The sequence below is a fragment of the Pseudomonas sp. URMO17WK12:I9 genome (assembly GCF_900230165.1).
Lineage (GTDB): Bacteria > Pseudomonadota > Gammaproteobacteria > Pseudomonadales > Pseudomonadaceae > Aquipseudomonas > Aquipseudomonas fulva.
Genome location: NZ_OCMQ01000001.1, coordinates 255,500 through 268,447 on the forward strand (window position 1 = coordinate 255,500; position 12,948 = coordinate 268,447).

The following is a 12,948-nucleotide window of genomic DNA, read 5'->3' on the forward strand; positions in this document are numbered from 1 at the left end:
GGGGTAGGCATGACAGTGGATCTGGCCAGCATTCTGCTGGGCTTGGTGGCGGGCGCGGTGCCGTGCCTGGTGTGGGTCATGCAGCTTCAGCGTCGGCATGCAGCACGTGATGGCGAGCGTGCTTTGCTTGACGAGCGTCTGAACGCAGCGCAGTTGGCCCAGGCCGGTTTGCAGGCGCAACTCGAAGCCAGCCGTGATGAAGTCAGTGATCTCAGCGAAGCCAATACCCTCAAGCAGACGCAACTGGCAGCCCAGGGACGAGAGCTGGAGCTGCTGCAGATCGAGCGAGACAACGCCCGTGATGCCGCTCACGCCTGGAACCTGGAACGCGCGACTCGCGAGGCCGAGCAGCGCCGTCTGGAGTCCCAGGCCGCACGCCTCGAAGCCGAGCTGCGAGAACAGCAGGAAAGCCACCAGCAGCGTCTCGAAGACCTGCAGGAGGCCCGCGATACGCTGCGCGCCCAGTTTGCCGACATGGCCACCAAGATTTTCGATGAGCGTGAGCAGCGCTTTGCTCAAACCAGCCAGCAGCACCTTGGCCAACTGCTCGACCCATTGAAGGAGCGTATCCAGGCGTTCGAAAAGCGTGTCGAGGAAAGTTACCAGCAAGAGGCCCGCGAGCGTTTTTCGCTGGGCAAGGAACTCGAGCGCCTGCAGCAACTCAACCTGCGTCTGTCCGATGAAGCGACCAACCTCACCCAGGCGCTCAAGGGGCAGAAAACCCAGGGTAATTGGGGCGAGCTGATCCTGGAGCGCGTGCTCGAACACGCAGGGCTGGAGAAGGGTAGGGAGTACCAGACGCAGGTGAGCCTGAAGAGCGCTGACGGTGAGCGCTTCCAGCCAGATGTGCTGATCATGTTGCCGGGCAATAAGCAGGTGGTGGTCGATGCCAAGGTCAGCCTGACGGCGTATCAGCAGTTCGTGTCAGGCAACGACGAGGCGGCGCTCAAGCAGCACGTCCAGTCGCTGCGCAGTCACGTCAAGGGCCTGTCGAGCAAGGACTACAGCCGCCTCGAAGGCCTGCACAGCCTGGATTTCGTACTGTTGTTCGTGCCCATCGAGGCCGCGTTCTCGGCGGCACTGCAGGCCGAGCCCAACCTGTTCCAGGAAGCCTTCGACCGGCAAATCGTCATCGTCAGCCCCACCACCTTGCTGGCCACCTTGCGGGTGATAGACAGCTTGTGGAAGCAGGAACGCCAAGGCCAGAACGCCCGGGAAATCGCCGAACGTGCCGGGTGGCTGTACGACAAGTTCGTGTTGTTCATCCAGGACCTGGATGAGCTGGGCAGCCGCCTGCAACAGGTGGACAAGGCCTATGCGGCAGCACGTAACAAACTGTGCGAAGGGCGCGGCAATCTCGTCAGTCGCAGCGAGCAGCTCAAGCTGCTCGGCGCCCGGGCCAGCAAAAGCCTGTCGCCCGACTTGCTCGAACGCGCCTTCGCCGATGAAGTGCCCGACCAGGCAGTTACTGCACCAGGCTCAGATGACGGTTGAGCAGGGCCCGCAATGCAGCCGGCTTGACCGGCTTGGGCAAATAGTCCAGGCCTGCGGCATGCACCAGGGCGATGGTTTCCTTGCTGCCGTCGGCGCTGATGACCACCCCGGGCACCGGTTCGCCCAATCGGGTGCGTAGCCAGCCCATCAGGCGCGTGCCGGTGTCGCCTTCATCCAGGTGATAGTCCACCAAGGCCAGGTGTGGGCGCATGCCCTCGGCCAGCAGGGCCTCGCACTCGCTGCGGCTGCGTGCGGTCCACACCTGACAGCCCCAGCGGCTGAGCAGGCTGTTCATGCCAATCAGGATGCTGTCTTCGTTGTCCACGCACAACACCTGCAGCCCGGCCAGCGGCTCGCTGCGCTGCTCCACCGCCGAAGTGACAGGGGCTGGTTGTAGAGAGATCGGCACGCTCACACGGAACACGGTGCCCTTGCCTGGCCAGGAACGTACCTCCAGTGTGTGACCCAGGACTCGGCACAGTCCGTCCGCGATCGCCAGGCCCAGGCCCAGGCCTTTTTCGGCGCGGGTCTGATGGCTGTCCAGGCGTTTGAACTCCTGGAAGATCACGTGCAGCTTGTCGTCGGCGATGCCAGGGCCCCTGTCCCAGACTTCCAGCCACAGGCGCTCGCCCTGGCGGCGGGCACCCAGCAGGATCGGGCTCTTGCCATAGCGCAGGGCGTTGGTCAGGAAGTTTTGCAGCACGCGGCGCAGCAGCTTCATGTCACTGTTGACCCGCAGGCGGCTGCCGCGCAGGCGGAACGCCAGGCCTTTCTCTGCCGCCAGTACCTTGAATTCCGCCCCAAGGGTGTCGAACAGCTCGTTCAAGGCAAATGGCTTGGCGTCGGGGGTGATCTTGCCGTTTTCCAGGCGCGAGATGTCCAGCAGGTCGCTGATCAGTTCTTCGGCCGAACGCAGTGAAGTGTCCATGTGCTGAACCAGTTGTCGGGCTTCCTCGGTCATGCCTTCGGCTTGCTGCGACAAGGCCGCGGAAAACAACCTGGCGGCGTTCAGAGGCTGCATCAGGTCGTGGCTGACCGCAGCCAAAAAGCGAGTCTTGGACTGGCTGACCGCTTCGGCATGGCTCTTGGCTTCGGTCAGCGCCTGGTTCAGTTGCGACAGCTCGTAGGTGCGCTCTGCCACGCGTTGCTCAAGGCTTTCGTTGGCGTGGCGCAGCGCTTGCTCGGCTTCGCGGAACGGCGTGATGTCTGTAAAGCTCATCACGAAACCGCCACCGGGCATCGGGTTGCCGATCAACTCGATCACGCGCCCATTGGGGAACAGCCGCTCGGACGAGTGGGCCCGGCCCTGGCGCATCCAGTGCAGACGCCGGGCTACGTGCACCTGGGCCTCCCCTGGGCCGCACAGGCCGCGCTCGGCGTTGTAGCGAATGATGTCGGCAATGGGCCGTCCCACGCTGATCAGCCCGTCCGGGTAATTGAACAGCTCAAGGTAACGCCGGTTCCAGGCCACCAGATGCAGGTTCTGGTCGACCACGCTGATGCCCTGGTTGATGTTTTCGATGGCGCCCTGCAGCAGTGCCCGGTTGAACTGCAGCACTTCGCTCGCTTCATCGGCGATGCGCACCACGTCTTCGAGCTGCATGTCGCGGCCTTCGATCGCTGCCTTGACCACTGCACGGGTAGACGAACTGCCCAGGACACCGGCCAACAACCGCTCGGTGTGCTCGATCCAGTCACCGTCGGCGTTCTGGTTGGGGTTGAAGCCCTTGCCCTGGCGGTAGGCGAAACGGATGAAGCTCTGGCGCGCGCGCTCCTCACCCACGAAACGCGATGCCAAGGTCAGCAGGTCGTCTATCTGCACCGCCAGCAAGGGCTTGCTGCTGGGGCGGGCGCTGGTCTGCTGGCCAATGAAGCGGCCCGCTTGCCAGTGCTCGGACACGCGGGTACGCGACAGCAGCGAGACCCAGGCAAACAGGGTGAAGTTGCCGGCAAGCGACAGCACCACGCCTTGGGTCAGCGGGCTGATCGGCAGATTCAGGGGGTTGCCGTGCAACCACGCCAACCCTGGGAACACCTGCAACGACCAGCCCAGGCTGTGGGCGGCGATGGGCAGCACCAGGGTGTAGAACCACAGGAAGATGCCCGCCGCCAGACCTGCGAATACACCCCGGCGGTTGGCCTGTTTCCAGTACAGCGCCCCGAGCATGGCGGGCGTCAGTTGGGTCACGGCAGCAAACGCGATCTGGCCGATGGTCGCCAGGCTGGCCGTAGAACCCAGCAGGCGGTAACTGACGTACGCCAGCAGCAGGATGACCACGATGGTGACCCGCCGGACCGAAAGCATCCAGTGGCGGAACACCTCGAACGGTCGCTCGGCGTTGTTGCGACGCAGCAACCAGGGCAGCAGCATGTCGTTGGACACCATGGTCGACAACGCGACCGCTTCTACGATGACCATGCCGGTAGCCGCTGACGCGCCACCGATGAATGCCAGCAGCGCCAGGCTGGGGTGTGCCTCGGCCAGGGGAAGGCTGATCACGAACGAGTCCGACATCACCGTCCCTGGCAGCAACATCTGCCCCGCCAGGGCGATGGGCACCACGAACAGTGCAGCCAGGGCCAGGTACATCGGGAACACCCAGCGTGCCAGGCGCATGTCCTGTGGCTCGATGTTTTCCACCACGGTCACGTGGAACTGCCGAGGCAGGCAGATGATGGCCATCATGGCGACAGCCGTCTGGACCACCATCGACGGCCAGTTGATGGTCTCTGTCCAGTAATCGTGCAGCTCGATGGACTGGCGCGCCTGGGTGAACAGGTCATCGAACCCATCGTACAGGTTGAAGACGACGAAGATCCCCACGGCCAGAAACGCCAACAGCTTGATCAACGACTCGAACGCGATCGCCAGCACCATGCCCCGGTGGTGCTCGGTGACGTCCAGGCTGCGCGTGCCGAATACGATGGCGAACAGCGCCAGCACCAGCGACACCACCAGCGCAGTGTCCTGTACGCGCGTGCCGGTGGCGTCTGCACTGGCGCCGATCAACAGATTGACGCCCAGCACGATGCCTTTGAGCTGCAGGGCGATGTAGGGCAGCACGCCCACCAGGCAGATCAGAGCCACGACCACGGCCAGCGTCTGGGATTTGCCGTAACGGGCAGCGATGAAGTCGGCGATGGACGTGATGTTCTGCTGTTTGCTAATCAGCACCATCTTCTGCACCACCCACGGTGCGAAGACCAGAAGCAATACCGGCCCCAGGTAGATCGGCAGGAATGCCCACAGCTGCTCGGCCGCTTGTCCGACCGCGCCGAAGAACGTCCAGCTGGTGCAATACACCGCCAGCGACAGGCTGTACACCCAGGCACGCAATTTGGGCGGCAAAGGGGTGCTGCGCCGGTCGCCATAGAAGGCGATGGCGAACATGACGGCCATATAGGCCAGGGCGACCGCGGCGATCAGCCCGCTGGACAACGACATGGTGACTCCGAAGCTAAATGGATAACGAGGCCCGGTCAGCCAGTCTGGCACGACAGGTGGCGCGCCGTCAGCGCAGACGATGGTCGCAGTGGCAGGTGGTCGCAGCGTGACGCACTCAAATTGCGGGCTCGTGTGGGGCCCAGCAGACGGGTGGAGGATTGACAGGCGATGCCGGGAAGCAAATACTCTCGAAAAATTCATATAGATGTCTATATAACAAGACGAGAATACAGCCATGCTTCCACTCGCCAGCGACACACGACTGCCACGCTATCAACAGCTACGCGACCATCTGGTAGCGCAGATCGCTAACAACCGCTGGCACCCGGGTGAGGCGATCCCCACCGAGGCTGCACTGGCGAGTGAATTCGACCTGTCGGTGGGCACGGTGCGCAAGGCCATCGATGCGCTGGTCGCCGAAGGCGTGCTTGAGCGCCAGCAGGGGCGAGGTACCTTCATCCGCCGTCCACAGTTCCAATCCTCGCTGTTTCGCTTCTTCCGCTTCGAAGCTGTCAACGGCGAGCGCGTCGTGCCGATGAGTCGCATCCTGAGCATGAACGCCGTGGCGGCACCGTCTGCCGTGGCTCAGGCCTTGGGGCTCGTACCCGGGGCCGATGTGATCCATCTGCAGCGGCTTCGTCTGCTCGATGCCCAGCCCGTGCTGGCCGAGGACATCTGGCTGCCCCGCCAGCCGTTCCAGTTGCTGCTGGAGACTGATCTGGATAACAAGGGCCCATTGCTCTACCCGATCTACGAACAGCTGTGTGGGCAAGTGGTCGCAGCCGCCGAAGAAGCCCTGACTGCCGAGGCCGTGGATGAAGTGCATGGGCGCCTTCTGCAGGTACCGGCCGGCAGCCCTATTGTGGTGATCGAACGGCTGGCCCGTGACTACGCCGGCAAACCCCTGGAGTGGCGCCGGTCGCGGGGACACGCGCAGCACTTCCGCTACCGCATCGATATTCGCTGACCGCGCCGTTTCAACCTTCTTTATCTGCCTGCGCCCCGTCACCAGGGCGCAGTGGCTTCGCCTGCTCGGTTGTCTGCGTTGAGGGCAACCCAGCGTACCCTTCACCCTTAAAAGGATAAGAATCATGTTCAGCTGGTACCGCCAAATTACATCGCGCGAACGCAAGACCTTCTGGGCCTGTTTTGGGGGCTGGTCGCTCGATGCGCTGGAAGTGCAGATGTTCGGCCTGGCCATTCCCGCGCTGATCGCGGCTTTCTCGCTGTCCAAAGGCGATGCGGGCCTGATCAGTGGCCTGACCCTGGTGACCTCGGCGATCGGCGGCTGGCTTGGCGGAACCCTGTCGGATCGGTACGGCCGCGTGCGCACCTTGCAGTGGATGATCCTGTGGTTCTCCTGCTTCACATTCCTCTCGGCTTTCGTCACAGGCTTCTATCCACTGCTGTTCGTCAAGGCCATGCAAGGCTTTGGCATTGGTGGGGAGTGGGCGGCCGGGGCCGTGCTGATGGCCGAGACCATCAACCCCAAGTACCGCGGCAAGGTCATGGGTACGGTGCAAAGCGCCTGGGCGGTAGGGTGGGGCCTGGCGGTAGCGTTGTTCACCTTGATCTATTCGCTGGTGCCGCAGGAATTCGCCTGGCGCGTGATGTTCTTCGTGGGCCTGTTGCCGTCGCTGCTGATCATCTGGGTGCGTCGCAACGTTCCAGAACCGGACAGCTTTCAACGCCTGCAGAAACAGAACGCCATTCCCCAGGGTTTCTTCGCCTCGATGGCGGGGATCTTTCGCCCTGAATTGCTGCGCGTCACGTTGCTGGGCGGCTTGCTGGGCCTGGGGGCGCATGGTGGCTACCACGCGGTGATGACCTGGCTGCCGACTTTCCTTAAGACCGAACGCAACTTGTCGGTGCTCAATTCCGGTGGCTACCTGGCGGTGATCATCTTTGCGTTCTGGTGTGGCTGCGTGGTCAGCGGGTTGTTGATCGATCGCATCGGCAGGCGTCGCAACATCCTGCTGTTTGCGCTGTGCTGCGTGCTGACGGTTCAGGCCTATGTCTTCTTCCCGTTGAGCAATACGCAGATGCTGTTCCTGGGTTTCCCGCTGGGCTTCTTCGCAGCCGGCATTCCAGCAAGCCTCGGCGCCTTCTTCAACGAGCTGTATCCTGCCGATGTGCGGGGAGCGGGGGTTGGCTTCTGCTACAACTTTGGCCGTGTGCTCTCGGCGGTCTTCCCCTTCCTGGTCGGGCACATGAGCGAATCCATGTCGCTGGGTACCGCCATCGGCATTGATGCCGGCATCGCCTACGGCGTGGCGGTGATCGCTGCACTGTGCCTGCCTGAAACGCGCGGCCGCAACCTCGAGCCTGCCCCGCAAGCGCCCGGTGTGGCCGCCCAGTAACCTGACCGAAAGATCAAAGACATGCCTCACAACCCTGCTTCATCCATGATTGCCATCGACAGCCATGCCCACGTGTTCAGTCAAGGGCTGACATTGGCGCGCGAGCGCCGTTATGCCCCCGCGTACGATGCACCGTTGGCGGATTACCTCAGCCAGTTGCAGGCGCACGGTTTCAGTCACGGCGTTCTGGTGCAGCCCAGTTTCCTGGGGACCGACAATGGCTATCTGCTGGGTGCCCTGCAAGCCGCTCAGGGGCGCCTGCGGGGGGTGGTGATGCTTGAGCCGGACGTTGCGCGCCAAACCCTCATACAGATGGACCAGCTTGGGGTCAGAGGCGTGCGCCTGAACCTGATGGGGCAACCACTGCCGGACCTTGCGGCCCCGCAGTGGCGCCATCGCTTCGCGTGCATGGCCGAACTGGGCTGGCACGTCGAGCTGCATCGACAACTGGCGGACATTCCCACCCTGGTGCGGGCGCTGCAACCGTACGGGCTGGATATCGTCATCGACCATCTGGGAAGGCCCGATGCGCGCAGCGGGCTGGGGCAGGGAGGCTTCGCCGACCTATTGACCCTGGGCGGGCAGGGCAATGTCTGGGTGAAGGTTTCCGGTATCTACCGCCTGGAAGGCTCGCCCGAGCAGAACGAGCTGTTCGCCCGCCAGGCGCTGGGCGCGCTGGAAGCGCACTATGGGGCCGAGCGCCTGATGTGGGGCAGCGATTGGCCGCATACGCAGCACGAACGCACGATGAGTTATGGCCAGGCGCTCGAGCAATTGCAGGCCCTAGGCTGCTCCAGCGAGTTGCGCAAGGCGCTGTTGCTGGAGACGGCCAAGGACTTGTACCGTTTCAATTGAGCCAAAGAATGGGTACGCAAGGCTTCGGTCAACCAATAGCGCTCCTGTAGCGGGGGCGTCGGGGCAAGCAGTCACGGCAGGCGTTCGAATGTGGCTGTTTTGACGTGGTGCGAGTCCAGTCCGACCATCACTTCGAAGTTACCGGGCTCGGTCACCCATTGCAGGTTACGGTCCACGAATGCTAGCGCGGTGGGTGCAATCTCCAGCGTCAGGTCTCTGGCAGCGCCAGGCTCCAGGAAGATGTTCTGGAAGCCTTTGAGTTCTTTGACGGGCCGACTGACAGAGGCGCTCAGGTCCCGAAGATAGAGTTGCACGGTTGTTTCGCCCGCCAACGGTCCCTGATTGGTAACAGTGACTCGAACCTTCAAGCGCTCACCCGGACGCAGACGGTCGGTGGACAAGCGTGGGGCTGAGACATCGAACTGGGTGTAGCTCAGCCCGAAGCCAAAAGGAAAAAGAGGGGTGTCATCGACGTCGAAGTGGCGCGACCGGTAAGGTGCGGGGTCGATGGGGTCGAACGGCCTGCCGGTGTTCAGATGGTTGTAATACAGGGGGATCTGGCCGACGTTGCGCACGAACGTCACTGGGAGTTTCCCGGAGGGGTTGTAGTCGCCAAACAGCACATCAGCGATGGCATTACCCCCCTCGCTCCCGCTATACCAGGTTTCCAGTACGGCATCGGCCCACTTGGTTTCGTCGTCGAGGGCAAGCGGGCGGCCATTCATCAAAACCAGTACCACTGGAATGCCGGTATCGCTCAATGCCTTGAGCAGCGCACGTTGTCCGCCGGGTAGACCCAGCTCGGTCCTGCTCGCACCCTCATGGGACATGCCGCGCGCCTCGCCAAGCACCGCGACGATTACATCGGCTTGCCGAGCCACCGCCAGGGCCTGCTTGAGCATCGCTGCGGGAGGGCTTGGATCGATGTCGACGTGTTTGTCCGCAAGAAGCATCAGGGCCGATGGATCGTCAATGATGTTGGCCCCTTTGGCATAGCGCAATCGACCCTTGCCCGCCTGAGCCTGATGCATGCCGGAGCGAAGCGTGACCACCTCCTCGGGTCTGCCATTGGCATACCAACTGCCAAGCATGTCTGCCGCGTTATCGGCCAATGGGCCGATCAAGGCGATGTTCATGCTTTTATGCAGCGGCAGCGTGCGGTTTCGGTTTTTCAGCAGCACCAAGGAGCGGCGCGCCATATCCCGCGCTTGGGCACGATGCTGTCCGATCTGCTCGCTAGCGGCGTCGGCACCCAGGCGCTGATAAGGGGCATCAAACAGGCCCAATTCGTACTTGGTTGTGAGCACCTGGCGAACCGCGCCGTCCAGCTCGGCTTCGCTGACCTGTCCTTGCTTGATCAAGCCAGCCAGCTGGTCACGGTAATGACGGTCGCTCATGCTCATTTGTGTGCCAGCGGTCAGCGCTGCCTTGGCCGCCTGGGTGCCATCACGGGCCACGCCATGGTCTATCAGCTCTGCCACTGCGCCGTGGTCGCTGATGACTAAGCCTTTGAACTGCCACTGTGTGCGAAGCAGGTCTTTCAAGAGCCAGCCGTTGGCCGTTGCAGGGATGCCATTAAGGCTGGACAGTGCAGTCATCACGGCACCGGCCTTGGCTTCGATGGCAGCCTTGAAGGGGGGCAGGTAATCCTGATGAAGGCGTTGTTCGCTCATGTCAGCCGTGTTGTAGTCGCGCCCTCCCTCAACCGCTCCATAACCGGCAAAATGCTTGATACAAACCATCAGGCTGTCCGGTGCTGCCAGATGCGGTCGTTGCAAACCGCGGATGGCAGCCTCACCCATGCGCGAGGCCAGGTGCGTGTCTTCGCCGTAGCCTTCGGAGATGCGTCCCCACCGCGGGTCGCGACTGACATCCAAGACGGGAGCGAAGGTCATGTCCAAGCCATCGTTGGTCGCCTCGATTGCTGCAACGCGTGCACTTTTTTCCACCGCGCGCAGGTCCCAGCTGGACGCCTGACCCAAGTTGATGGGAAAGATGGTGCGACGTCCATGGATTACATCACCTGCAAAGAACAGCGGGATACCCAGCCGGCTACGCTCGACCGCCATGGCCTGCAGCCTGCGCAAATCCGTACTGTTGGCAGCCGGGTGGGTGAACATCGCCCCCACATCCCCGGCTGCGATGGCTGTGTTCATGTCTTGAGGCGCATCACCTTGAGCGGCATATTCCATTCGCAACTGTCCGATCTTTTCCTGCAAGGTCATCTGCGAGAGCAAATTGTCGATGAACGTCTTTTGCTGCGCGTCAGGCTTGTTAGCCAGGGCGGTGACAGGCCCTATCGCTGCGCAAAGCATCAACATGGCCGTGAGTGCAGGTGAGCGGGTTGCTCGCTTGCGAGGAGGCGTCATTCCATTGACTTCCTGGGCGAATTTCCCTGACATTGCCACCTGAGTGATCAAGCTCGCTACTCGCAGATCTACCAGTTGCCTATCCCCGATATCTGTGCAATCCCCACGACCTTCCTTCACCCGTGCCCTCGCGGCTTCACCCAGGACCAAGGACGATGAGTCATTCCTCGCAATTCACCTTGCTCGGCAAGCGGCGCTTCCTGCCTTTTTTCATTACTCAGTCGCTCGGTGCGTTCAACGACAACCTGTTCAAGCAGTCGCTGATCCTGGCCATCCTGTTCAAGCTGAGCCTTGGGGACGGTGACCGATCCATCTGGGTCAATCTGTGTGCCTTGCTGTTCATCCTGCCGTTCTTTCTTTTTTCGGCGCTGGGTGGACAGTTCGGGGAGAAATTTCCCAAGGACGCGCTCATTCGTGTGATCAAGCTGGCGGAGATCGGCATCATGTCGATCGGCGCGCTGGGGTTTGCGACCAATCACCTGGCCCTCATGCTGGTGGCCTTGTTCGGCATGGGTACCCATTCGGCGCTGTTCGGGCCGGTGAAGTACTCGATCCTGCCCCAAGCGCTGCGTGAGCAAGAGCTGGTAGGCGGCAATGGGCTGGTGGAGACGGGCACCTTCCTGGCTATCCTCGCCGGCACCATCGGCGCCGGGGTGATGATGTCGACCGAACGCTATGCCGCGGTGGTAGCCGGTGGCGTAGTGGGCACTGCCGTACTGGGCTATCTGGCCAGCCGCTGGATTCCCCGTGCCGCCGCTGCCTCACCCCACATGAAGCTGGACTGGAACATCTTCAGGCAGTCGTGGACTATCCTGCGCATGGGCCTTGCCCAGCCGCCTGCGGTATCGCGCTCGATCGTCGGCAACTCCTGGTTCTGGTTCGTCGGCGCCATCTACCTGACCCAGATCCCGGCCTATGCCAAGGACTGGCTGCACGGCGATGGCACCGTGGTCACCCTGGTGCTGACGCTGTTCTCGGTGGGCATCGCCCTGGGTTCCTTGTTGTGTGAGCGTCTGAGCGGGCGCAAGGTGGAGATCGGGCTGGTGCCGTTCGGCTCCTTTGGCCTGACCGTGTTCGGCCTGCTGTGGTGGTGGCATTCCGGGGATGTGCCCAGCGCTGCCAGCGCCCATGACTGGCTCGACCTGCTGGGCCTGAGCCAGGCGTGGTGGATTCTGCTGTCCATCGTCGGGCTCGGGGTGTTTGGCGGTTTCTATATCGTGCCGCTGTACGCATTGATTCAGGCACGCACCGCCGTAGACGAGCGCGCGCGGGTGATCGCTGCCAACAACATCCTCAATGCGTTGTTCATGGTGGTATCGGCCCTGTTGACCATGGTGCTGCTGGGCGTGGCTGGGCTGGACATCCCGCAGCTGTTTTTGGTCGTCTCGCTGCTGAACATCGCCGTCAACGCCTACATTTTCAGCATCGTGCCTGAATTCACCATGCGGTTTCTCATCTGGCTGCTCAGTCACTCGATGTACCGCGTCAAGCACCAGGGGCTGCAGCACATTCCCGACGAAGGCGCGGCATTGCTGGTGTGCAACCACGTGTCGTTCGTCGATGCCTTGTTGCTCGCTGGCGCGATACGCCGTCCCATTCGTTTCGTCATGTACTACAAGATCTACAACCTGCCCGTGCTCAACTTCGTGTTTCGCACCGCAGGCGCCATTCCGATTGCCGGACGCAGCGAGGACCTGGCGACGTACGAGCGCGCCTTCACCCGCATTGCCCGTTACCTGGCTGACGGCGAGCTTGTGTGCATCTTTCCCGAGGGCAAGCTGACAGGGGACGGTGAGGTCGACGTGTTCAAGGGCGGCTTGAGCCATATCCTTGAACAGACGCCGGTGCCGGTGATTCCCCTGGCGCTGCAAGGGCTGTGGGGCAGTTTCTTCAGTCGCGACCCGGCCAAAGGGTTTTTCAGAAGAATGTGGTCCCGTGTGACCGTCGTGGCAGGCAGCGCCATCCCTGCACAGGAGGCGCTACCAGAGCGGCTGCGCGAGCAGGTCATTGGCCTGCGCGCAGGCATTCGCTGAGCAAACCTGGCCAGCTGACCGGTATCAGCTGGCGCTGACCTTGAGGCCGATCAGGCCGCATACGATCAGTGCCACGCTGACCAGTCGAACCAACGCCATGGACTCACCGAACAGGATGATGCCGGCGATCACGGTGCCCACCGCGCCGACGCCGGTCCAAATGGCATAGGCCGTCCCCAGCGGCAGCTCTTTCATCGCCAGGCCCAGCAGGCCGAGACTGACGGCCATGGCGGCAACCGTCAGCGCGGTGGGCAGTGGCTTGCTGAAGCCGTCGGTATACTTGAGGCCAACGGCCCAGCCGACCTCGAACAGGCCGGCGAAGAACAGGATGATCCAGGACATGATGCGTCTCCATCGTTGCAAGTGATGGGGCCGTCCCCTGGATGATCACG

General features: G+C 62.4%; 8 protein-coding genes. 5 read left to right on the forward strand and 3 right to left on the reverse strand.

What is annotated here, in order from left to right; genetic code table 11:
* The first annotated feature begins 123 nt into the window (after positions 1-123).
* Complete coding sequence (rmuC, locus tag CRP40_RS01155; RefSeq protein ID WP_166741502.1) at positions 124-1,494, forward strand: DNA recombination protein RmuC; 1,371 nt, start codon at positions 124-126, stop codon at positions 1,492-1,494.
* Here rmuC and CRP40_RS01160 read toward each other — a convergent pair.
* Complete coding sequence (locus tag CRP40_RS01160) at positions 1,466-4,939, reverse strand: hybrid sensor histidine kinase/response regulator (protein ID WP_027915769.1); 3,474 nt, start codon at positions 4,937-4,939, stop codon at positions 1,466-1,468. The genes rmuC and CRP40_RS01160 overlap by 29 nt on opposite strands.
* Positions 4,940-5,174: 235 nt before the next feature.
* Between CRP40_RS01160 and CRP40_RS01165 the strand changes: the two genes are divergently transcribed.
* The 3 genes from CRP40_RS01165 (at position 5,175) to CRP40_RS01175 (ending at position 8,154) form a co-directional block, all read left to right on the forward strand.
* A complete protein-coding gene (locus CRP40_RS01165) occupies positions 5,175-5,906 on the forward strand; it encodes a GntR family transcriptional regulator (RefSeq protein WP_027915770.1) in 732 nt (243 codons plus the stop codon).
* A gap of 124 nt (positions 5,907-6,030) precedes the next feature.
* Positions 6,031-7,299 carry an MFS transporter gene (locus CRP40_RS01170; RefSeq protein WP_027915771.1) on the forward strand — a complete coding sequence of 423 codons (1,269 nt, stop codon included), beginning with the start codon at positions 6,031-6,033 and terminating at the stop codon, positions 7,297-7,299.
* A gap of 21 nt (positions 7,300-7,320) precedes the next feature.
* Positions 7,321-8,154 carry an amidohydrolase family protein gene (locus tag CRP40_RS01175; protein WP_027915772.1) on the forward strand — a complete coding sequence of 278 codons (834 nt, stop codon included), beginning with the start codon at positions 7,321-7,323 and terminating at the stop codon, positions 8,152-8,154.
* A 71-nt stretch (positions 8,155-8,225) separates the two neighbouring features.
* On the opposite strand, the gene bglX is transcribed toward CRP40_RS01175, so the two are convergent.
* Positions 8,226-10,523: a beta-glucosidase BglX gene (bglX, locus tag CRP40_RS01180; RefSeq protein WP_231977270.1), complete on the reverse strand. Its 2,298-nt coding sequence runs from the start codon at positions 10,521-10,523 to the stop codon at positions 8,226-8,228.
* A gap of 155 nt (positions 10,524-10,678) precedes the next feature.
* On the opposite strand from bglX, the gene CRP40_RS01185 reads away from it, so the two are divergent.
* Positions 10,679-12,556 carry a 1-acyl-sn-glycerol-3-phosphate acyltransferase gene (locus CRP40_RS01185; RefSeq protein WP_027915774.1) on the forward strand — a complete coding sequence of 626 codons (1,878 nt, stop codon included), beginning with the start codon at positions 10,679-10,681 and terminating at the stop codon, positions 12,554-12,556.
* 24 nt (positions 12,557-12,580) lie between these two features.
* Here CRP40_RS01185 and sugE read toward each other — a convergent pair whose 3' ends face one another.
* Entirely contained in the window at positions 12,581-12,898 is a 318-nt protein-coding gene (sugE, locus tag CRP40_RS01190) for a quaternary ammonium compound efflux SMR transporter SugE (protein WP_023533912.1), read from the reverse strand.
* Positions 12,899-12,948: the final 50 nt, after the last annotated feature.

Coding starts and splice junctions, on each gene's coding strand:
- CRP40_RS01175 (WP_027915772.1), top strand. CDS start 7,321: ATGCCTCACAACCCTGCTTCATCCATGATTGCCATCGACAGCCATGCC.
- CRP40_RS01170 (WP_027915771.1), top strand. CDS start 6,031: ATGTTCAGCTGGTACCGCCAAATTACATCGCGCGAACGCAAGACCTTC.
- bglX (WP_231977270.1), bottom strand. CDS start 10,523: ATGACGCCTCCTCGCAAGCGAGCAACCCGCTCACCTGCACTCACGGCC.
- CRP40_RS01160 (WP_027915769.1), bottom strand. CDS start 4,939: ATGTCGTTGTCCAGCGGGCTGATCGCCGCGGTCGCCCTGGCCTATATG.
- sugE (WP_023533912.1), bottom strand. CDS start 12,898: ATGTCCTGGATCATCCTGTTCTTCGCCGGCCTGTTCGAGGTCGGCTGG.
- CRP40_RS01185 (WP_027915774.1), top strand. CDS start 10,679: ATGAGTCATTCCTCGCAATTCACCTTGCTCGGCAAGCGGCGCTTCCTG.
- CRP40_RS01165 (WP_027915770.1), top strand. CDS start 5,175: ATGCTTCCACTCGCCAGCGACACACGACTGCCACGCTATCAACAGCTA.